Below are 20,122 nucleotides of genomic sequence, written 5' to 3' on the forward strand. Positions count from 1 at the left end.
TACGCGCCCTCGATCGCCCGCAGCGAAATCTATCGAAATACGACGAAACATTCATAAGCTCACGTGAAACATACAATAACGCTGCGATATAGTTTGGATACGAAATCGTTCGCAGACGATTGATCACAATCACCGAGAAAGGGGCGCTGTCTGTAATGGCACGCACATACAGCAACATCACCGAGGCCTTCGGAAACACCCCACTGGTTCGACTGAACCGTGTGGCCGGCGACAACGCCGAGGTATACGCAAAGTTGGAGTTTTACAACCCAGCAGGTTCGGTGAAGGACCGCATCGGTATTGCCATTATTGACGCGGCAGAAGCCTCGGGCGCTCTCAAGCCCGGCGGCACCATCGTCGAGGGCACCAGCGGCAACACCGGCATCGCCCTCGCCTTCGTTGGCGCAGCCCGCGGCTACAAGGTCATTCTGACCATGCCAGAAAGCATGAGCATTGAGCGCCGAAAGCTCCTCAAAGCTTACGGCGCGGAGATTGTGCTCACTGAGGCTGCCCTTGGCATGAAGGGCGCCGTCGCAAAGGCCGAAGAAATCGTTGCCAACACCCCGGGTGCGGTGCTCGCCAACCAGTTCGGCAACGCAGCGAACCCCGCGATCCACCGAGCCACAACCGGTCCAGAAATCTGGAACGACACCGACGGCAAGGTAGACATCTTTGTTGCCGGCATTGGCACCGGCGGCACTATTACCGGAGCTGGCGGCTACCTCAAATCGCAGAACCCAGAGATCAAGGTAGTCGCAGTCGAGCCGATCGATTCGCCACTGCTCACCGAAGGCAAAGCGGGCCCACACAAGATTCAGGGCCTCGGCGCGAACTTTGTGCCAGACATTCTTGATCGCGAGGTCTACGACGAAGTGATCGACGTGAACCTTGCCGATTCAATCGAGAAGGCGCGCGCGCTGGGCACTGATGAGGGCATTCTCGCTGGCATTTCGGGCGGTGCTGCAGTGACTGCTGCGACTCAGCTGGCAAACCGTCCCGAGAATGCGGGCAAGAAGATCGTGGTGATCATTCCCGATTTCGGTGAGCGCTACTTCTCAACCGTGCTGTTTGAAGACCTCGAGGTTTAAGACTCACCTATTCTCAAGACGTGAACATTTTCACTCGAATTCGCGAAGACGCCGCCGCGGCCCGGTCACACGATCCGGCCGCGCGCGGTGTCTTTGAGGTATGCGTGGTCTACTCAGGCCTGCACGCGGTCTGGTGGCATCGCGCTTCGCACGCCATGTGGCAGCAAGGCATGCGCTTTCTGCCGCGCGCCCTTTCTCAGATCACCCGATTTTTTACGGGCATCGAAATCCACCCGGGCGCCACACTCGGTCGTCGAATCTTTATCGACCACGGCATGGGTGTGGTGATCGGCGAAACCGCGGTCGTGGGCGACGACGTGCTCATTTACCACGGTGTCACGCTTGGCGGAACAGGGCACGAAGCAGGCAAACGGCACCCCACCATTGGCGATCGTGTAGTGATTGGCGCTGGCGCAAAATTGCTCGGGAACATTGAGATTGGGCACGACAGCGCAATCGGCGCGAATGCCGTTGTCGTACGCTCGGCCGAGCCGTGGAGCACGCTCACCGGTATTCCAGCGTCGGCAAGACCGCGTCGAGGGTCACCCGTCGCTGAGCGTCCGGACGAGGCCGATTTTTACGTGATCTAGCGCAACGCTGGATCAACCTTGCTAGCGCAGCGTTCGCCCGTTTTGCTCCATCCAGCGCCTCGTCTTCACATACTCGACCGCGACCATAATCGTGCCGAGCACCCAGAATGGAATCTGCACGGCAAAGGCCCACTCAAAGGCGCCGAGCGAGTAGCTATCGGGTGATCCAGCGCCCTGCCAGTCAAGCAGCAGCCCGATCAGCATGATTACCAGCAGCGCAGATGTGAAGCCTGCCGTATTAATCAGGCCGGTACTGAACCCCGACAGGCTGCGCGGAGTATGCGATCGACCGATATCAAAAGCCACCATTGAAGCGGGCCCGCCTGCGGCGATCACAATCATAAGAATCGCCAACAGCCACACCGGCGGTTTGCCTGGCCATGCAAACACGGCACCCCAGACGAGCATCGCTGCGATTACGGTAGCCATGATGATGAGCACCCGGCGCTCGGCAAATCGCGAGGTCAACGGGCCAAGCAGCACGCCAGCGATCATGCCAGAGATGATGGCAAGGCTGAGGAGCGAGCCAGCAACGGGTTTGCTCAGCCCGACACCGCCGGTCAAGAACGGTGTGCCCCAGAGCAGCACAAAACAGGTGAGCGCGAAGGGCGTCGTAAAGTGCACCCAGTAAGCAAGGCGCACGCCTGGAATGCTGAGCAACCGACGAAGCTGCTTCCAGAAATTCGCGCCCGGCATTTTTCGACGTGCTGCGCCATCGGCGGCTGCAAGGTAGGCGTCGGTAATCACCGGAAACATTGAAGTCGAAGGTGGTGCCACCGCCGCAAGAATTGCAGTGTTGTCGTGCACACCGAGGGATTGCGCCTCGCGACTGATTCGGCCAAGGCGGCCGGTGATCCGCTCAAAAGCGGTACCGATACCGGGGCCATCACGGAGCACAAACGCACCAATGAGGAGAAGAAAGAGACCCACCGCCGCGACTCCAACAAACCCGCCGGTCCATCCGTAAGCCCCCACCGCTATCGCAAGGGGCGTTACTGAGACGAGTTGCCCCATTTGCCCGATCAGGCCTGTGACCTGGGCGAGAGTTGGCAGCTGACGTACCGAGAACCACTCTGGCAGCATTCGAATGACGCTGATAAAGGTGCAGGCATCGCCTACACCGACGAGCACTCGTGCAGCGATGGCAAGGCTCACTTCGTGCACAGTTGCCATTGCGAGTTGTCCAAGCACCATCAGCAGCCCGCCGAACAGAATCAGGACCGTGGGGCCGAAACGGTCGAGCATCAGGCCAACTGGGATCTGCATGGCCGCGTAGACGACCAGCTGGATCACTGCGAAGGCGGAAAGAACGGTTGCATCAATCTGAAAATGTTGCTGCGCGACAGGGCCAAGCGACGACAGAGAGGAGCGGTTCAAGATTGCGACAGAGTACAAGATCGCTGCAACAATCCAGACGAGCCATGGCAGGAAATTGCGATGCGCGGTAGTCACAGTGCAATGGTACCGCGCATTAGCCAGCGCACTTTGCACCCCATCTGCAGAATTTGGCATACACGTTTAGAAAATATTCTCCCCAATATGGGTCCTAATCAGGATAATCTAGACAACTATGGAACACTTTGGGGAGAATGGGTTCTTTGCGCGCCCTGAAGAGGATGACCCTGGCTCGCGCCAGGTGGTCGACGTCATCCGTGAGCGCATACTTTCCGGGGAGCTAGCACCCGGCGATCGACTCGTGGAACGCACGCTCGCTGCTGAGCTTGGCCTTTCACGTATTCCAGTGCGTGACGCACTCAACATCTTGCGCGGTGAAGGTTTTGTCACCGCCTACCCAAACCGCGGCATGCTTGTCACAAAGCTTGGCGAACAAGACATCGAAGAGTTCTTCTCGGTGCTTGAGGCACTCGATGTGCTGGTCGCCCAACACGCTGCTAACAACGCGAGTCTTCGTGAACTCAACCAAATGCGAGACGGGATCCTTCGCGCCGAAGACCCAGCACGACAGGCCACTGCAATGCCGCAGGGTCGCTGCTGTGAAGACTTTCATGGTTCGCTCCTCAAGAGCGCAAAAAACACACTGCTCAGCAACATGATGGCACCGCTTGCTGGTCGTCTTCGCCACCTACTGCAGTCAAATCAGCGGCCAGAGCTGCTGCACGCACAACACGTGGACTTGCTCGACGCGGTGCGTGGCGGCAATTGCAATACGGCTGCCGAACAGGCCCGCCTGCACGTACGCACCAGCCGCGATATTTGGCTTGAACTCACCTCACAAGCGGGTGCAGCTGTTCGCCTCGGCGCCACCGCCCGCACACCGCGAACAGTTCTCGCGTAACGCTAACGGCCCTCTTTCGCTGTTAGCTACTCACTGATAACACCGGCTGGTGTTGGCAAGTTCGAGAGGAAATCCTTGGTGTAGGCCACAACTTCGTCACTCTTTGTGTGATGCAAGTAATGGTCGGCATCGATTTCATGCGTGACCGCGAAGTCAACCGTCGCTGCTTGCGCTTCGTGCATGGCGCCCCACGTCGGGAAAGCGGGATTGTTTGCCTGATACATCAAGAGGATCGGGAGTTCTTTCGGAAAGGTGCTCCCCTGCGCCTCAGCGAAGTTGCGACCAAGCATGTTCACCTCGTCGATATAGTTTGGCGCCATGGTGTTACGCATAGCGAGAACCCGCATCCGCTCAAGATCAGTTTCGTTGTAGGCGGGGTTTCCAGCGAGCGGATCTTCACCCGATGTAGCGATACGCAGCAAACCAAGACCGCGCAGTGCTGGTGCGACCTTGATGATTCCAGGCACCTGATCCATACCCGGCTGTTCTGGGACTGAAGTGTCGATACCCACAAACGCAGTGACCTCATCGGGGTAGGTGTTTGCATACTTGAGTCCGTAAAGACCTGTGATGGAGTGTCCCATCAGCACATAGCGCTCTGCCCCAACGCTCGCGACGGCCTCGTGGATTTCGCGAACAATATTCTCAGTAGTTCGTGGGCTATCTGCCTGATCGCTCAGACCGTACCCGAACGGCTCCACAACGATCAATCGGTACTCGTCTTTCAGGCCGTTGATCACTGGTGCGAAATCAGCGACCGGCGACGCCGTGCCTGCACCCGGGGTAAGCACAATCGCCTCGTCGCCCTCGCCAAAGATTGCGACGTTCATCTTCTTACCGTCGACGTCGACGAGCTGGCCATACGGTTCGAGCTCGGCAACTTCCTTGTTCGTGAGCACCACATTTGCAATCGACGTGGTGGCGAGGGTGACTCCGACGAGTGCGATGACTGTGCCGAAACTGATGAGGGTGATCTTGAGGGGCTTTTTCACGCGCTTGGCCTAACGTTTTCGAGCAGGTCTTTTCCAACTAGATTTTCACGTGCGTTTCTTCGTCACCTGTGAAAGAGCAGAGTGCGCTCAAGCGCTCAGCGCTGAGGGTCCGGCGATCCAACGCGCAAAAAACTGCGCTACAAACAGCAATGCGCCGCTCCTCCCTAAGGAGAAACGGCGCACAGCGTGTGATGAAGTCTGAGGCGACTTGCAGAATTTAGCGGCGTGTTTCGAAGCCGGAGCTTCGAAACCGACAGGCCTGTCTTCGACTAGCGGCGAAGGCCCAGACGCTCGATGAGCGAACGGTAACGTGCGATGTCTACCTTCTGCAGGTAACCAAGCAGACGACGGCGCTGACCAACGAGCAGCAGGAGGCCACGACGCGAGTGGTGGTCGTGCTTGTGCTCCTTGAGGTGCTCGGTGAGGTCCTTGATGCGCTGGGTAAGCATTGCAACCTGAACTTCAGGAGAACCGGTGTCGCCTGGCTTAGTTGCGTACTCGTCGATGATCGACTTCTTCACCTCGGGTGCAAGTGACATATGGACTCTCCTTTGTTCGTTGCGCGGCGCATACAGCAGATTGCTGCAGCTCTCTTTATCCGCGGCCGTTTTACGGCAACCTTGGTAGCTTAACAGACTTTCGCCAGCCAATACACCAGAGCACCAGCCTAGCTGTCCGTATTGCGACGTAACCAGTCCCCTAATGTTCAGTTGCGTGCAATAGCCTGGGCGCATGAGTGATCTCAGAAACTCCGGTGATGCTTGGGTCGTGGCCGAAGATGGCGGTCGTTATTGGGGGCGTTTTGGCGCCGCTGGCCTTCTCGCGCTTGATCCGGCGCGTGGCATTTTGCTGCAACACCGCGTGAGCTGGAGTGACCACGGCGGCACATGGGGTATTCCCGGCGGAGCTAGGCACGAGGGCGAGTCTGCGGTCGATGGCGCAATTCGCGAGTCACACGAAGAAGCTGGCGTGCCTTTTGACGCGGTAACGCCGCGCTTTGCCTATGTCATTGACCGTGGTGGCTGGACCTACACCACCATCATTGCCGAGGTGAGCACGCCTTTTGAGGCTGAGATTACCGACCCAGAGAGCAATGCGCTCGAGTGGGTAGCACTCGATAAGGTTTCGAGCTTCGAGCTTCACCCCGGGTTTGGTGCGAGCTGGCCATTGCTTCTTCCAGTTCTGGCGGGGGATCGCGCAGCAATTGACGCTTTGCTTGCCGAGGGCAGCATCACTCCCCTGAGCTAGGTCGGCAGCTCACTCCCCTGGCTGACGCCCACATTACGGAGGTGGGTGGATTGGCCTGATTTTGCTGCGCCGGAAATTATTCATATGAACTAGCTAAGGCTCGGCTATACTTCATCTGATGTGATTTTCGTCGACGGGTTTCCGCCGACCCTCAGCCGAAAGTTCCCCGTGTTTCTTGCTTCCTTTCTCATTGGCCTGCGCGAAGGCCTCGAAGCCTCACTCATCATCGGGATCTTGCTCGCATACGTCACCCGCATCGATCGCAGTGACGTTAAGCGCAAGATCTGGTGGGGTGTTTCAATTGCGATCGCACTCTCGGTGGCCATTGGCGCCTTTTTCACATTCGGCCGCTATGCGCTGAGCTTTGTCGCACAGGAAGCCATCGGCGGCACCATGTCGCTGATCGCAGTCGGCATGGTCACCTGGATGGTGTTCTGGATGATGCGTACCGCTTCTGGACTCAAAGGCGAACTTCAGCGAGGCGTTGACCAGGCGCTCGCCATTGGCACCGGCTGGGCAATCTTCTGGCTCGCCTTCGCCACCGTTGCACGCGAAGGCATTGAGACAACACTCATGCTGTGGGGCTGGGCCGGCAGCCCAATCGCGCTGCTCGGTGCTGTAACCGGCATCCTGATTGCAGCAGGCATCGGCATCGCACTGAACCGCGGAATGCTGCGCATCAATCTGCGAGTCTTCTTCGCGTGGACTGGCGCATTCTTGATCATCGTCGCCGCGGGCATTCTCGCCTACGGCATTCACGATCTCCAAGAAGCCGCGATCTTGCCCGGCCCATTCTCTGGCCACCCGATCACCCCGACTGATCTGCGTACAGGTGAGGTACTCACCGGTTTTGATGGCCCCTTCTGGTTAGCAGCCTTCCCCTTCGGCTGGGCATTCAACGTTGAAGACGCGATTGCACCCGCGAGCGCACTCGCCGCGTTCTTGAAAGGCACCGTCGGATTCGTGCCGCAAATGACCTGGCTCGAGGTCACCGCATGGGCCTGCTACATGGGCATCACCATGCCTCGCTTCCTGCGCGAAGTATGGGCCCAGCGCAAGGCCGCAAAAGCCCGCGAAGCCGCGAGCACGTCAACCTCAGAAACTTCACAACTTGCCACCACTTCGGCAACCCCCACCTCAACCAAGGAGAACAATGAATAAGAAAGCAGTCGCCGCCACAGGCCTCGCTTTAACTGGAACCCTTCTGCTCGCCGGCTGTGTGCAGAAGCAAGACCAGACAGAGGTTGCTGCCGGAAACGTGCTCACCGTCACTTCGACGCCAGATAGCTGCGAGATTTCTGCAGCGAGCGCAGAAAGTGGCAACGTCACCTTCAACATCTCGAACGACGGCGTACAGACCACCGAGTTCTACCTGCTCGGCGCCGATGGCCTGCGTATCGCAGCAGAGAAAGAGAACATCGCACCGGGCTCATCTGCCGAGCTCACCGTCTCGCTGCAGCCCGGAGACTACTTCACCGCATGCAAGCCAGGCATGCGTGGCGCCAATGTCGGCAAGACCGCATTCAGCGTCACCGGCGATCCAGTCGAGCTCGCAGGCGAAGACCAGGAGCTTTTTGACCAGGTAGTGGTTGACTACGTGAACTTCGTAAAGAACGAGGTCTCCGAGCTAGTACCAAACGTAGAAGAGTTCGCAAACGCGTATGCTGCGGGTGACGACGAAACCGCCCGCGCCCGCTACGCAGACGTGCGCGTAAACTACGAGCGCATCGAGCCCGTGGCCGAGGCTCTCGGCGTACTCGACCCCCGCATTGACTACCGCGAGGTGGACTACTTGGCTGAGGCAGATCAGCTCAAGGAAGATGATCCAAGCTTCACCGAGTGGATCGGCTTCCACCGCATGGAGAAGGACCTTTGGGTGCCAGCAGCCGACGCGATCAACGCCGACGGTAGCAACGCATGGGAAGGATGGCAGCCATCCACCCCTGAGCAGCGTGCGAAGGTCGCAGAGACCCTCATTGCCGACGTGAACCGCCTGTACGACGAGGTGCACGATCCAGCGTTTATTGAAGAGCAGCAGATCAACGTGGGCACCGTCTCAAACGGCGCTTCAGGCCTACTTGAAGAAATCGCGGTTGGCAAGGTTACCGGCGAAGAGAACTGGTGGTCGCACTACGACCTCTGGGACTTCCAGGCAAACCTGCAGGGCGCACGTATCGCCTTCGATCTGGTCGCACCAATCGCCGAGCGCAAGGGCGACGACGGCAAGAAACTGGTCGCACAGATCAATGAAGAGTTCGACAATCTGCAGGCGATGCTCGACGAGTACGGATCGCTCGAAAACGGCTACACCCTTTACAACGAGGTGGACAGCAAGCAGCAGAAGCAACTAGTCGCACAGATTGACGCGACCCGCGAACCGCTCTCGAAGCTCACCGGCACTGTGCTCAGCATCGATAGCTAAGCACAAGAAAAAAAGGGGGTTGGCGCGCTGCTAACCCCCTTTTTTGTTTGCGCAGGCAATTGCGCTTCAGCCACCGGTGAGAGCGCAGCCTTCACCGAGAGTCCAGTCTTTGGCGAGAGCGCAGCCATCAGCGAGAGCTTTCGGGGACTTCATGTCACCACGGACAGTTCACTCACAGAAGATCGCACGAGTACCGAACTCGCGCGCGAGTCTAGGCCGTGAACAATTGCTGCCCGACGTATTCACCGTCGGCCATACCAGGCGGCACCAAAAAGACCGACGATGCAGTGGTTTTGAGGTACTCGACAAAGAGGTCGTCGCGGGCCATGTTCTGGTGCACCTTTGCGAACTGCTCTGGCGCGCTCACAAAAGCAATAAAGAACAATCCGGCGTTCAAACGCCCTTGCGCGTCATTGCCATCAACAAAATTGTAGCCACGGCGAAGCATCCGAATTCCGTCGTTATTGTCTGGATGTACCCTCGCCACATGCGAGCGCTCATCAACCAACAATTGGCCGTCTTCGCCCTTGGCAGTGAAGTCTGGCTGAGAGAACTCAGTGCCGCCAGACAGCGGCGCCCCGTCACGCTTGTTGCGCCCGGTGACCCGCTCTTGCTCGCCAAGCTGCACACCGTCCCAGACCTCAATGGTCATGTTGATGCGCCGCGCCACAAGGTAGCTGCCGCCAGTGCTCCAAGCCGATCCAGCGCCAGAAATCCAGACATGCTCGTCGATAAGTTCAGGTTCTTCGGCGTGCAAGTTCATGGTGCCGTCTTTTTGACCGAAGAGGTTGCGCGGTGTTTCTTGCGCGGTCGAGGTCGAAGAGGTGCGGCCGAAGCCAAGCTGTGACCATCGCAATTGGGCCCGCCCGAAGGCAATTCTGGTGAGATTTCGAATCGCGTGCACCGCAACCTGTGGGTCGTTCGAGCAGGCCTGAATGCAGATATCGCCATCAGACTGGTCGCGGTTGATGAAATCGTTTTTCATCTTCGGCATATCGGTGAATTCTTTAGGCAGCTTCGCGGCCAAGCCAAATCGGTCGATGCCATCTGCCGTTTCGAAAAGGCTCTTGCCGAATCCGAAAGTCACGGTGAGTCCCGCGGGCGAAATGCCGACAGCTTCGCCGGTGTCGTCTGGCGGCATCATCGGGCTGCCGTCAAAAGCACCGCTCACGCTCACCTCTAGACCCTGAGTGATGCGGCTTGCCGCGTAAGTCCAGTCACTCAGCAATTCGATCAGCTCTTCGCGGCCGAGCCCCTCGGCGAGATCGAATGCCGCAAAGTGCATACGGTCCTGAGCGGGCGTCACGATTCCTGCCTGATGCTTGCCGTAGAAGGGATAACTGAGGGTCGGGTTGTTTGCCGCGCCTGCACCATTCGCATTCGCGATTGCCACCACACTTGCTGCGCCTGCAGCGCCGGCCGCGAGCCCCGCGGCACCTGTTCCGACGAGCGCCATGAGTGCCCGCCGCGAGAGCCCTGGTTTAGCCTCGGCAGCGGTCTTGTCGCCCTCGGTTTGTTCTTCACCCATGCATGAAGAATACCTCAGCCGGGCTGTACATCAGATGAATGCGCTGAGCCTCGTTTCAGCGCTGCCACCAGCCCAAATACAATCATGCCCTGGCCCAGCGTGTAGCTCGGCATCACTGCAACATTGCTAACCCACTCCGGCATTTCCATGAATTCACGAAACGCCAGAAAAGTGTCTGAAACCAAGAAAAAGAAGCCGCCAATCGCGACCGTACCGCTGATCCTTGGCGAGAGCGCAGCGGTCAAGCCAAGCACAACACCATAGATTGCGAGCGGCACGAAGAGTTCCCCAGCATGCGGTCCGATAATGCTGATCGCTATCACCCACCAAAGCGCATACACCAAGCTCCACCAGGGAATTCGCGTGACCGGAAACATGCCGGGCGCCCGCCAGAACAACACGATATAGCCAAGGTGCGCAATGGCGAAGAACAAGATCATCATTGGCAAGGTGGGGAGCCCTGGGAAGAACAAGCCGGCGCCGTCACCAAACCACGACGCTGCAATGGCTACCAAGATCAGCGTCATGGCGGTGCGCGGTGCCCTGCGCGTTTCGGGCGCAGGCGCAGTACCCACGCGGTCGCGTCGCAGCGACCAGATTGCCGCAAGCGCAAGCGCCGGCATAAGCAATTGTTTCGTTTCGAAACCGCCCCCTGGCCACTGAAAAATCACCAGCACGCAGTGTACAGCTGACACCACAATGTAGGGCAAAAACGGCAGAATTCTCTTGCCACGCATAGCTCGCTCCTTTGCGACGATGGCGGTCGAACACAGCCTAGTGCCGAGGGCTAGCGTTCGACGAGAATTCCGTCCTCATCGCTAAAGAGCATTGCGCCTGGCTTAAAGGTCACGTCGCCAAAACTCACCTCAACATCGGCCTCACCCGCACCAGTTTTTGTAGACTTCTGCGGGTTCGAGCCAAGTGCCTTCACACCAATAGGCAGGGTTCCGATGACCACTCGGTCACGAATCACACCGTTCACAATGATGCCCGCCCACCCGTTGTCAACGCCAAGCTTCGCAATAATGTCGCCAACAAGTGCGCTTTCGAGAGCTCCACCGCCGTCAATCACCAGCACAGCACCGTCACCCGGTGTCGAAAGAATCGACTTCAACAGTGCGTTGTCGCGGTAGCAGCGCACGGTACGCACTGCCCCTGAAAACTGTGTGTAGCCGCCAAGGTTTTGAAACTGCGTGCTGACCGACTGAAGCTCGTCACCGTGCTCGTCGAAGAGGTCGGCGGTACTGATTTGCTCACTCATACGGCCACCGTATCGCGGATGTTCAACAGTAAACAGGAATATTACGAGCGAAAAAGTTTAAGTCTTGCAGTCAACAGAATTATTCGCGCTGGATCGCTTTGCCTCAGCACACGCGCTACCGTTAAAGCGAACGTAAGGTGATCCATGACATTGCAGATTCGGCTGGCGACTGAGACCGACCTTGATCGTATTGAAATGATCGAGAACACAGCAGACCGACTATTCATTGAGGCTTTTCAAGCAGAAAACTGGCCCGCAGCAGACCCTGCTGCTGAACGCGCCAAGTCACCCGGTTTTTTACTCGTCGGCGAGCAAGAAGGAGCCGATGTGATCGGGTTCGTACATATGCTTGAAGTCGACGGGCACGCACACCTTGAGCAACTGTCGGTGCTGCCAGAGGCCGGTCGGCGCGGATACGGTCAAGCGCTCACCAAAGCTGCGCTTGGCGAGGCAAAAAAGCGCGGCTACACCGAGGTTTCGCTGCGCACCTACGCTGATCTACCTTGGAACGGACCGTTTTATGCCCGGCTCGGTTTTGTTGAAACCGAACCAGCGACCGAGTTCTTGCGAAGTCTCGTTCAGGTTGAGCATGAACTCGGCCTTGATGCTTACGGTCGGCGCGCACAAATGAACATTAGCCTGGTGTAGTGCGGCAAGGCCGCACCAGTTTCGACTCCCCCAGCAAAACGCCAGCAAAAACCTCTGGCAAGAACTTGCATTCGGCGACACAGTTGTCACCGCATACACCCCCAAGGAACACACGCATGAGAACGACCTCAAGCCGCAAAGACGTGCTCTCAGCCGTCGGACTGATCATTGTGGGCTCTGTCGGCATCCAGATTTCTTCGGCCATAGCCTCGACGCTTTTCGCTGATCTTGGCCCGCTTGCGGTGAGCGCGCTTCGCATGTCGATCGCCGCGATTGTGCTGTTGGCGGTGTTCCGCCCGAAGGTTCGCGGTCGCTCGAAGCGAGAGTGGATCGGCATCGTGATCTACGGTGTGGCGATGGCGGCAATGAATATCAGTCTCTATGAGGCGATTCACCGGCTACCACTCGGCGTCGCTGTCACGCTTGAGTTTCTTGGCCCCTGCGCGGTTGCGCTTTTCGCGTCACGCCGCGTGGTTGAGGGTGTGCTTGCGGTGGCCGCGCTCGCGGGCGTCGTGTTGATAGCGGGCCCGGCCGGCTACGGTGATGTGCTCGGCATTCTCTTCGGCCTCAGTGCTGGCCTCTTTTTTGCGATCTACACGGTTGCCTCGGCCCGAGTTGGAAAGTCAGAGAATGGCATTAGCGGTCTGGCTTGGTCGGTGACCATTGCCGCAGTACTGAGTCTGCCGCTGGTGGCCACCGCCGGTGTTGCGCCTACCGCGCCGCAGTGGGGCGTGCTCGCGCTCTCCGCCGTCATCGGGGTATCTATCCCCTACACGGTCGACACACGTGCCGCGAAGCTCACTTCTGCGCGGGTGGTCGGCACCCTCTTCAGTATGGATCCACTCGTGGCTGCGCTCTTCGGCTTCTTGCTGCTCGGCGAGACGATTAGCGGGCTCGGCTTTCTCGGCATTGCGATTGTCGTTGCTGCGGGAGCCGGCATGGTCTGGTCATCTGGAAAAACTGATAGTGCAGCGAGCCTCAGCACCTAGTCTGCACCGCTACTGCTCTGAGCTTGCCCCGAAGTTGCCTCGGCGCCGGGAGTCTTGGGTGGATACACCCACGTCACCATCACGACGGAAAGGATCATGAGCAAAAGCCATGAGATGAGCTTCTGCGGTGAAACCATCTCCCAACCATCCATCTGATGGGGGTAGAGCCAGGCTCCGGCCCAGGTGGCAATGTTTTCAGCCAACCAGATGAAGACGGCAACCCCGGCAAAAACCAGAAGCAGCGGAACACGCAAGGTAACGCGCCAGATCCTGAAGTGCATCCACGTGCGCCACCAGAGCAGCACAATCGCGGCGAGCAGGATCCAACGAATGTCGTACACAAAGTGATGCGAAAAGAAGTTGAGATAAATCGCAAACGCGACCACCGTCGTCAACCAAATCCTCGGGTAACGTTCGAATCGCAAATTATGCAGACGGTACACGCGCACCATGTATGAGCCAACCGCAGCATACATAAAACCGCTAAATAGCGGCACAGCGCCGATACGCAAGAAACCCTCTGCTTCGTAAGCCCACGAGCCGACGTCTGTCTTGAAAAGCTCCATCACAGTGCCAGTGAGATGGAAAAGCATGATTACCCAGAGCTCGCGCCCGGCCTCAAGCTTAAAAAGCAGCATGCCCAGCTGAATCAGCACCGCCGCAATGGTGAGGGCGTCGTTGCGTGCAAGAAGCGCGTCATCCGGGTACCAGAGTCGGGCCGCAATAATGACAAGCAGCATGAGCGCGCCAAAGAGGCAGGCCCAGGCTTGTTTCAGCAGAAAAACGGCGCACTCGAGAAAGAAAGCGCGCGCTCCGCTCGCAGGTTTTTCAGCGAGGATCCGAACAGCCGCCCGATCGATCGCCCGCTCGAGCGGCGTAAATCCACGAGCGCTTTCGTCGCCTGAGAATCGGCTATTCGGCTGAAAAGACATAGTTCAGCCTGGCACACTCGAAGCTGCAGGAACGCTGAACGACGCACTCGATCGCCTAGCGGCGCTCTCGCTACTCACAGAACCAAACAAAGAAATGCTTCGCAACACTCAGCGCGACCGAGACGGCCGCGCCGCATCCTTTGAACAGCAAGAAATTGCTGTCCAAGAGAAGCGGGAACGCCTAGCGGCGCTCTCGCTTCTCACGGATGCGCATGTTGAGGACGATAGGCGTGCCATCAAAACTGTAATTCTCACGCAGGCGACGCTGAATAAAGCGACGGTAGCCCGGGTCGAGGAAGCCCGTTGTGAAAAGCACAAAGGTTGGCGGACGGTTCTGCACCTGCGTACCAAAGAGAATACGTGGCTGCTTTCCACCCCGCAGTGGATGCGGGTGCTCCTGCACGAGCTCGGCGATGAAGGCATTGAACTTTGCGGTAGGAATACGGGTATCCCACGAGTCAAGGGCGGTCTCGATTGCTGGCACAAGCTTTTCAAGGTGACGACCGGTGCGTGCCGAAAGGTTCACGCGAGGTGCCCACGAAACGTGCGCAAGATCAGTTTCAATCTCGCGCTCAAGGTAGCGGCGACGATCGTCATCAAGCAGATCCCACTTGTTGAACGCCAACACCAGTGCACGGCCCGACTCAAGCACCAAGTCAACAATGCGCAAATCCTGGTCACTGATTGGCTGCGTCACGTCGAAGAGCACAACGGCGACCTCGGCCTTTTCAAGCGCCGCTGCGGTGCGCAGTGATGCGTAAAAGTCTGCACCCTGCTGCAGGTGCACGCGACGACGAATACCGGCGGTATCGACGAAAGTCCAGACACGGCCAGCGATTTCAACCTGCTCGTCAACTGGGTCGCGAGTGGTACCTGCGAGATCGTTCACGACGACGCGCTCTTCACCGGCGGCCTTGTTCAACAGGCTCGACTTGCCAACATTTGGGCGACCGAGCAGGGCAACGCGGCGCGGGCCAGCAAGCTTTGGCTTTGCAACGGCAGACTCTTCAGGCAGCGCCTTCAAGACTGCGTCGAGCAGATCTGCGACACCGCGACCGTGCAGCGCTGAGACTGCCCAAGGCTCACCAAGACCGAGCGACCAAAGCTGAGCAACCTCTGGCTCCTGGATCGCATCATCGACCTTGTTCGCAACCAAGAACACTGGCTTGTTCGTGCGACGTAGCAGCTGCATGACATGCTCATCGGTTGAGGTTGCGCCGACGCGCGAGTCAACCACGAAGAGCACCGCATCGCAGAGGTCAATCGCGACCTCTGCCTGGGCTGCCACCGAGGCATCAATTCCGCGCGCATCTGGTTCCCAGCCACCGGTGTCGACCACGGTGAAGCGCTTGCCGTTCCACTCTGCCGGGTAGCTCACGCGGTCGCGGGTGACGCCTGGAATGTCTTCAACAACTGCTTCTCGGCGGCCAAGAACACGGTTTACGAGAGCTGACTTACCAACGTTTGGCCGGCCTACGATCGCCAAGACTGGCAGTGCTTCTGCCTCGGGCTGGGTGAATCCAATAAATTCACCGTTTTCGTCGAGGATCTTCATGTCCTCGTCTTCAAGGTCGAAACCATCGAGGTTCGAGCGCATTGAGCGCAAGCGTTCCTCGTCAGTGACCTCGCCGTCAAATTCCTCACCAGAAATAATCTCGCTTGGGTCGACTGACGAGAGGTCGAAGGTTTCTTCGCTCGGGTTCTCGACGTTTTCGCCGTTGTGCTCGGTACTCATGCTCAGCTCTCTCCTGCTGCGTGCGCAGCAGCCTCAGCCGCACGCACAATTTCAATTACAGCCTGCACCGACTGTTCAAAGTTCATTTCGCTCGTGTCAACAAGCGTGACCCCGGGTGCGGGGTTCATGAAGTCCACCACGAGGGTGTCCTTCGCGTCGCGGGCCTCAATGTCGACGAGCACCTGCTCGCGCGTCAGGCCCTGAAGTTCTCCGGCGCGACGAGCCGCACGAACTTCTGGTGAAGCGGTCATCAGAATACGCACCGGCGCATTCGGGGCGACCACGGTGGTGATGTCTCGTCCCTCGATCACAACACCGGGCAGTCCCGAGGTCGCGACCACGTCAAGAAACATCGAGTTTAGGCGCTGGCGAACAGTTGGGTGTTTTGAGACTCGACTCACCTGAGCGCTCAGCTCTGGGGTTCGAATCAACGCTGTCACATCAGTCGCACGGGCGGCCTCCGCGAAGGCCACCGTCACCCGCTGCTCGCCGAGCAGGGTGATCGTGTAGTGCCAACGATCGAGCAGATCATTCATCTGTGTCTCGTCGTCAAGGTTCATACCCGAATCAAGTGCGGCCCAGGCGAGCGCTCGATAGGCAGCACCGGTGTCAAGAATGCCGTAGCCGAGTCGTTCGGCAGCGGCCCTCGACACACTTGATTTTCCGCTACCGGCGGGGCCGTCTATTGCAACAAGCATGCTCGTACTCACAGCGTCCTCCATCCGCGCTCACGAAGATCTGAAACTGCACGCTCGGCCACTTCTGGCAGCACGGCAATCTCAGCAAAACCAATTTGTGCGCCCGGCGAGTGCTCAAGACGCAAGTCTTCCATGTTAATGCCCAATTCTCCGAGCAAGGTGAGCAGCGCCGCGAGCTGGCCAGGCCGGTCATCGATAAGCACCGTCAGTGTCGTGAATCGTTCGCTGCCGCCGTGCTTGCCCGGAATACGGGCAACACCGCGGTTACCGGCAGCGAGCAGATCTGCAATTTGCCTCCGCGCACCCTGTTGCGTTGGATCGCGCAACGCAACAAGCAGCCGCTCCAGATCGGCTTGGAAAGCCTCAAGACCCGCGATCACGGGTTCACGGTTTGCGCTCAAGATTTGCACCCAGAGTTCTGGGTCGCTCGAAGCGATTCGGGTGGTGTCTCGCAGCCCCTGCCCGGCGAGCCCCACCTGCTGATCACTCGCGTCAAGCAGTCGGGCGGCGAGCAGACTCGATACGGTCTGCGGCAAGTGCGACACTAAGCCTACGGCGGCGTCATGCTGCTGCGGCGTCATTTCGAGTGGTGTTGCACCCAATTGCAGTGCCACCGATTCGATCAGCGAAAGGGCCGCACCCGGCGTCTCTTCATCACGGCAGATTACCCAAGGTCGAGCTGCGAACAAATCGGCACGGGCCATAATTGCCCCGCCACGCTCGCGGCCAGCCATTGGATGCGATCCAACATAGTTTTTCAGATCAATTCCACGGGCCTGAAGAGTTTCAAAGGGCGCAAGCTTCACACTAGCTACGTCAGTGACGACCGCGTTTGGGTAGCTGAGGAGTGCACGCTCGATCACGTCAGCGATCACGTCCGGCGGAGTTGCCACGATCACCAGTGCTGGCTCCGGGTCGTCTTCGGTGCGCAATCGACCGGCGCCATAGTCAACCGCGAGCAAGGCTGTCGTGGGCGAGGCGTCTTCAAGAGTCACATCGTTGCCGCTTTCGCGCAGACCCAGCCCGATGCTGGCGCCGAGCAGACCGGCACCGATAATGTGCACTTGCCCGCTCACTCGGCTCGCGAGGCCGTTGGCTTTGGTCTCAGCCACCGCCGTCTCCTTCATATCGTTGGCCTGAAGGTTACGTTCCGGGTGGATACCAAATCAGACCTCTCTAGGGTATCCGGTCGCGCGGGCTTTGCCGCACAGTGAGTTCGCTGAGCAAAATTTCAGCTATCGGCCCGAGTTTTTACGCGGTGGATCACCCTGCGGTTTCCGGCCCCGACCGTGCGGGTTTCCGTTCGCAGCGATGCCGCGCATCCCTTTCGCACCCTTGCCGTCGCCGGGGCGACCGCCAGTAATCTTCTTTTTGCGCTTCGATTGGCCGTCTGTACCACCGGCTGCTGCGGCGCTGAGCAGAGCTCCACGCTCCCCCGCAGAAAGCTCACGCATCTCGCCAACACGCTGAGTGCCCAGGTTCAGTGGCCCAAATTGGCGTCGCACGAGTTCGTCTACCGGGTGCCCTACCTCGGCGAGCATACGGCGCACAATGCGATTGCGGCCCGAGTGCAGGGTGATCTCAACGAGCGAGTGGGTTTTTGACGAACCGATTGTGAGCAGTTTCGCTGAGTCAGCGTGAATTGGTCCGTCTTTCAAGTCAACGCCGTCGCGCAACTGCTGAATCACTGCGGGAGTAACCTGACCTCGCACTTTCGCGACATAGGTTTTCTGCACACCGAAGCTTGGGTGTGCCAACTTGTGCGCGAGTTCCCCGTCGTTTGTGAGTACCAAGAGACCAGAGGTATCAGTGTCGAGGCGACCTACGTTGTAGAGCCGTTCACCGATGGGGTCAACGAACTCGCGCAGGTCTGGGCGGCCCTGTTCGTCGCTCATTGTTGAGACGACGCCACGTGGTTTGTTGAGCACGAAGTAGAGCTTTGAGGTGTCCATCTGAACGATCACACCATCTACGGTCACCACATCGTTGTCTGGGTCGATCCGCGACCCCATTTCGTAGACAACTTTGCCGTTCACGCTCACTCGACCACGGGTGATCAGCGCTTCACAGGCTCGACGTGAGGCGACCCCTGCGTGCGCAAGCGCTTTCTGCAGTCGTGGAAGGTGCGAGTTTTCGTCGTTGGCTGAGTCACCGTCGTCGCCCCAACTGCCGTCGTCGACATAATCAACGTCGTATGTGGTCATTCTGAGAACCCCTCATCTGGATCATCAAGCAGCGGCGCGATTGGCGGCAATTCGTCAATGCTCGAAATACCAAGATGTCCGAGCAGCGTGTCGTCGGTGCCGTAAAGAATTGCGCCGGTTTCGTTATCGTGGCCAACTTCGGTGACGAGACCGCGACCAACGAGTGTACGTACAACGCTATCAACGTTTACGGCACGTACCGAGGCGATCGCGCCGCGCGAGATGGGCTGCCGGTACGCGATGACAGCGAGAGTCTCAAGCGCAGCCTGGGAGAGCTTGGTGGGGCTCTGCTGCTGCACGAAGTCGGCAACGATCGTGTCGAGACTTTCACGCACGTAGAATCGGTAGCCACCGGCCACCTCGCGCAACTCGAATCCGCGCTGCGGGTTTTCGCCGGCGCCGTTGTAGTCGTCGATCAATGCCTCAATTGTTTTGCGCACCTCGCGCACCGGGCGATCCACCGCGGTTGCTAGGTGTACAGCCCCGATCGGCTCGTCGGCCACCAGCAGGAGCGCTTCGAGCTGCTGCTGCAGCGGATGCGCGGCGCGGGCGGATTCGAGCGCAGTGCTGGCTTCGGAGCTTTGCTCCAGGCCTGGAGTGTCCGAAGCACTCGAACCGGGGTTCTCGACAGCCTGAGTTTCAGTGTTATCCGTCATAGTCTCCGCCTAGCGTTGAAAGGTCTTCGTCAGAGAAATTCGTACCGGTCCATTCGACGAGTAGCTCGCCGAGGGGCTCGGCTTGCTCGAAGCCAACCGCGTCGCGACGATACAGCTCAAGGATCGCCAAAAAGCGAGCCACGATAACCCCGCGCTCGCTGACACCAACGATCAGTTCTCTGAAACTATGTGCCCCACCGGTACGCAACATCGAAACCACGATTGCGGCCTGCTCGCGAATCGAGACGAGCGGGGCATGCAGGTGCTCAAGTCCTACCAGCGGAATCTCTTTTGGCGTGAATGCCAGGGTCGCAAGCGCTGCGAAGTCCGCCGCACTTAAGGTCCAGCGCAGTTCAGGCCCCTGGTCACGGTATTTCTGTTCAAGGGGCACCTGTCGCGGGTGCCGGGCCTGTTCAGCGCTGAGCCGCGAGCTAAACCAGGCACTTGCCTGTTTAAATGCGCGATATTGCAACAGCCGCGCAAACAGTAAGTCGCGTGCTTCAAGAAGGGCAACGTCTTCGGCATCAACCACCTCACCCTGCGGCAAGAGGCTCGCGATTTTGAGGTCGAGCAGAGTCGCTGCGACAACTAAAAATTCGGATGCCCGGTCAAGCTCAACGATGCCTTTGCCCTCGAGGGTCGCAAGATAAGCAATAAACTCATCTGTTACGAGGCTCAGTGAAATCTCGGTGATATCGAGTTCATGTTTGGTGATCAGGCTGAGCAGCAGGTCGAAGGGGCCGTCAAACGACTCAAGTGTGACTCGAAACGGGCCCTCTTCGCTTTGTGCCGGGCTGAGTTGGACCGTCTCAGCTGACTCGTGTGCCTCAGCCAA

20 protein-coding genes and 1 pseudogene are annotated in these 20,122 nt (G+C 58.6%); 8 read left to right on the forward strand and 13 right to left on the reverse strand.

The features are described 5' to 3' along the window. Window positions 1-155: 155 nt before the first annotated feature. The gene (cysK, locus tag QBL02_RS00580; RefSeq protein ID WP_282724406.1) at window positions 156-1,088 is read left to right on the forward strand and encodes a cysteine synthase A; all 933 of its coding nucleotides are present in this window, start codon (window positions 156-158) and stop codon (window positions 1,086-1,088) included. Window positions 1,089-1,108: 20 nt separating this feature from the next. Next, window positions 1,109-1,678, forward strand: a complete 570-nt coding sequence (gene epsC, locus QBL02_RS00585) for a serine O-acetyltransferase EpsC (protein WP_282724407.1) — start codon at window positions 1,109-1,111, stop codon at window positions 1,676-1,678. Between the two features lie 21 nt (window positions 1,679-1,699). Here the strand turns inward: epsC and QBL02_RS00590 are convergent, their stop codons facing one another. After that, window positions 1,700-3,130, reverse strand: coding sequence for an MFS transporter (locus QBL02_RS00590; RefSeq protein WP_282724408.1), 1,431 nt, complete (start codon window positions 3,128-3,130; stop codon window positions 1,700-1,702). A 118-nt stretch (window positions 3,131-3,248) separates the two neighbouring features. On the opposite strand from QBL02_RS00590, the gene QBL02_RS00595 reads away from it, so the two are divergent. Continuing rightward, window positions 3,249-3,974: a GntR family transcriptional regulator gene (locus QBL02_RS00595; protein WP_282724409.1), complete on the forward strand. Its 726-nt coding sequence runs from the start codon at window positions 3,249-3,251 to the stop codon at window positions 3,972-3,974. A 26-nt stretch (window positions 3,975-4,000) separates the two neighbouring features. On the opposite strand, the gene QBL02_RS00600 is transcribed toward QBL02_RS00595, so the two are convergent. Next, a complete protein-coding gene (locus tag QBL02_RS00600) occupies window positions 4,001-4,966 on the reverse strand; it encodes an alpha/beta hydrolase (RefSeq protein WP_282724410.1) in 966 nt (321 codons plus the stop codon). A 269-nt stretch (window positions 4,967-5,235) separates the two neighbouring features. Beyond that, window positions 5,236-5,505 (reverse strand): 30S ribosomal protein S15, encoded by a 270-nt coding sequence (rpsO, locus tag QBL02_RS00605; RefSeq protein ID WP_282724411.1) that lies wholly within the window; start codon window positions 5,503-5,505, stop codon window positions 5,236-5,238. A gap of 193 nt (window positions 5,506-5,698) precedes the next feature. Between rpsO and QBL02_RS00610 the strand changes: the two are divergent. The 3 genes and pseudogenes from QBL02_RS00610 to efeO form a co-directional block, all read left to right on the forward strand. Continuing rightward, window positions 5,699-6,154: pseudogene (locus tag QBL02_RS00610) on the forward strand (NUDIX hydrolase); the annotation flags it as partial. Window positions 6,155-6,334: 180 nt separating this feature from the next. After that, window positions 6,335-7,375, forward strand: coding sequence for an iron uptake transporter permease EfeU (gene efeU, locus QBL02_RS00615; RefSeq protein WP_349238623.1), 1,041 nt, complete (start codon window positions 6,335-6,337; stop codon window positions 7,373-7,375). Further along, entirely contained in the window at window positions 7,368-8,636 is a 1,269-nt protein-coding gene (gene efeO / locus QBL02_RS00620) for an iron uptake system protein EfeO (protein WP_282724412.1), read from the forward strand. The genes efeU and efeO overlap by 8 nt, the downstream gene beginning before the upstream one ends. A 211-nt stretch (window positions 8,637-8,847) precedes the next feature. Here the strand turns inward: efeO and efeB are convergent, their stop codons facing one another. Genes efeB through rraA form a run of 3 tightly spaced genes read right to left on the reverse strand, consistent with a single transcriptional unit; the run spans window position 8,848 to window position 11,425 of the window. After that, window positions 8,848-10,164 (reverse strand): iron uptake transporter deferrochelatase/peroxidase subunit, encoded by a 1,317-nt coding sequence (gene efeB / locus QBL02_RS00625; RefSeq protein ID WP_282724413.1) that lies wholly within the window; start codon window positions 10,162-10,164, stop codon window positions 8,848-8,850. Window positions 10,165-10,178: 14 nt separating this feature from the next. After that, window positions 10,179-10,901 carry a lysoplasmalogenase gene (locus tag QBL02_RS00630; protein ID WP_282724414.1) on the reverse strand — a complete coding sequence of 241 codons (723 nt, stop codon included), beginning with the start codon at window positions 10,899-10,901 and terminating at the stop codon, window positions 10,179-10,181. Window positions 10,902-10,951: 50 nt separating this feature from the next. Then, a complete protein-coding gene (gene rraA, locus QBL02_RS00635; protein ID WP_282724415.1) occupies window positions 10,952-11,425 on the reverse strand; it encodes a ribonuclease E activity regulator RraA in 474 nt (157 codons plus the stop codon). Window positions 11,426-11,569: 144 nt separating this feature from the next. Between rraA and QBL02_RS00640 the strand changes: the two genes are divergently transcribed. Then, entirely contained in the window at window positions 11,570-12,073 is a 504-nt protein-coding gene (locus QBL02_RS00640; protein WP_282724416.1) for a GNAT family N-acetyltransferase, read from the forward strand. Between the two features lie 116 nt (window positions 12,074-12,189). Further along, window positions 12,190-13,062: an EamA family transporter gene (locus QBL02_RS00645; RefSeq protein WP_282724417.1), complete on the forward strand. Its 873-nt coding sequence runs from the start codon at window positions 12,190-12,192 to the stop codon at window positions 13,060-13,062. On the opposite strand, the gene QBL02_RS00650 is transcribed toward QBL02_RS00645, so the two are convergent. The 7 genes from QBL02_RS00650 to QBL02_RS00680 form a co-directional block, all read right to left on the reverse strand. Next, entirely contained in the window at window positions 13,059-13,994 is a 936-nt protein-coding gene (locus tag QBL02_RS00650; protein ID WP_282724418.1) for a DUF817 domain-containing protein, read from the reverse strand. The genes QBL02_RS00645 and QBL02_RS00650 overlap by 4 nt on opposite strands. A 181-nt stretch (window positions 13,995-14,175) precedes the next feature. Beyond that, window positions 14,176-15,729, reverse strand: a complete 1,554-nt coding sequence (gene der, locus QBL02_RS00655) for a ribosome biogenesis GTPase Der (RefSeq protein WP_282724419.1) — start codon at window positions 15,727-15,729, stop codon at window positions 14,176-14,178. Between the two features lie 2 nt (window positions 15,730-15,731). Then, window positions 15,732-16,439 carry a (d)CMP kinase gene (cmk, locus tag QBL02_RS00660; RefSeq protein ID WP_349238624.1) on the reverse strand — a complete coding sequence of 236 codons (708 nt, stop codon included), beginning with the start codon at window positions 16,437-16,439 and terminating at the stop codon, window positions 15,732-15,734. After that, window positions 16,436-17,554 carry a prephenate dehydrogenase gene (locus QBL02_RS00665; protein ID WP_282724421.1) on the reverse strand — a complete coding sequence of 373 codons (1,119 nt, stop codon included), beginning with the start codon at window positions 17,552-17,554 and terminating at the stop codon, window positions 16,436-16,438. Before QBL02_RS00665 ends, cmk begins: the two co-directional genes overlap by 4 nt. Window positions 17,555-17,662: 108 nt before the next feature. Beyond that, a complete protein-coding gene (locus QBL02_RS00670) occupies window positions 17,663-18,631 on the reverse strand; it encodes a pseudouridine synthase (protein ID WP_282724422.1) in 969 nt (322 codons plus the stop codon). Beyond that, complete coding sequence (gene scpB / locus QBL02_RS00675) at window positions 18,628-19,287, reverse strand: SMC-Scp complex subunit ScpB (RefSeq protein WP_282724423.1); 660 nt, start codon at window positions 19,285-19,287, stop codon at window positions 18,628-18,630. The genes QBL02_RS00670 and scpB overlap by 4 nt, the downstream gene beginning before the upstream one ends. Continuing rightward, window positions 19,277-20,122: a ScpA family protein gene (locus tag QBL02_RS00680; protein WP_282724424.1), complete on the reverse strand. Its 846-nt coding sequence runs from the start codon at window positions 20,120-20,122 to the stop codon at window positions 19,277-19,279. The genes scpB and QBL02_RS00680 overlap by 11 nt, the downstream gene beginning before the upstream one ends.

The organism is Leucobacter sp. UT-8R-CII-1-4, from assembly GCF_030010235.1.
Taxonomy (GTDB): domain Bacteria; phylum Actinomycetota; class Actinomycetes; order Actinomycetales; family Microbacteriaceae; genus Leucobacter.

Excerpts from the sequence above, each read along its gene's own strand:
- cysK (WP_282724406.1), top strand. The coding sequence starts at position 156 with ATGGCACGCACATACAGCAACATCACCGAGGCCTTCGGAAACACCCCA.
- QBL02_RS00595 (WP_282724409.1), top strand. The coding sequence starts at position 3,249 with ATGGAACACTTTGGGGAGAATGGGTTCTTTGCGCGCCCTGAAGAGGAT.
- rpsO (WP_282724411.1), bottom strand. The coding sequence starts at position 5,505 with ATGTCACTTGCACCCGAGGTGAAGAAGTCGATCATCGACGAGTACGCA.
- efeO (WP_282724412.1), top strand. The coding sequence starts at position 7,368 with ATGAATAAGAAAGCAGTCGCCGCCACAGGCCTCGCTTTAACTGGAACC.
- efeB (WP_282724413.1), bottom strand. The coding sequence starts at position 10,164 with ATGGGTGAAGAACAAACCGAGGGCGACAAGACCGCTGCCGAGGCTAAA.
- QBL02_RS00630 (WP_282724414.1), bottom strand. The coding sequence starts at position 10,901 with ATGCGTGGCAAGAGAATTCTGCCGTTTTTGCCCTACATTGTGGTGTCA.
- rraA (WP_282724415.1), bottom strand. The coding sequence starts at position 11,425 with ATGAGTGAGCAAATCAGTACCGCCGACCTCTTCGACGAGCACGGTGAC.
- QBL02_RS00640 (WP_282724416.1), top strand. The coding sequence starts at position 11,570 with ATGACATTGCAGATTCGGCTGGCGACTGAGACCGACCTTGATCGTATT.
- QBL02_RS00645 (WP_282724417.1), top strand. The coding sequence starts at position 12,190 with ATGAGAACGACCTCAAGCCGCAAAGACGTGCTCTCAGCCGTCGGACTG.
- QBL02_RS00650 (WP_282724418.1), bottom strand. The coding sequence starts at position 13,994 with ATGTCTTTTCAGCCGAATAGCCGATTCTCAGGCGACGAAAGCGCTCGT.
- der (WP_282724419.1), bottom strand. The coding sequence starts at position 15,729 with ATGAGTACCGAGCACAACGGCGAAAACGTCGAGAACCCGAGCGAAGAA.
- QBL02_RS00665 (WP_282724421.1), bottom strand. The coding sequence starts at position 17,554 with ATGAAGGAGACGGCGGTGGCTGAGACCAAAGCCAACGGCCTCGCGAGC.
- QBL02_RS00670 (WP_282724422.1), bottom strand. The coding sequence starts at position 18,631 with ATGACCACATACGACGTTGATTATGTCGACGACGGCAGTTGGGGCGAC.
- scpB (WP_282724423.1), bottom strand. The coding sequence starts at position 19,287 with ATGACGGATAACACTGAAACTCAGGCTGTCGAGAACCCCGGTTCGAGT.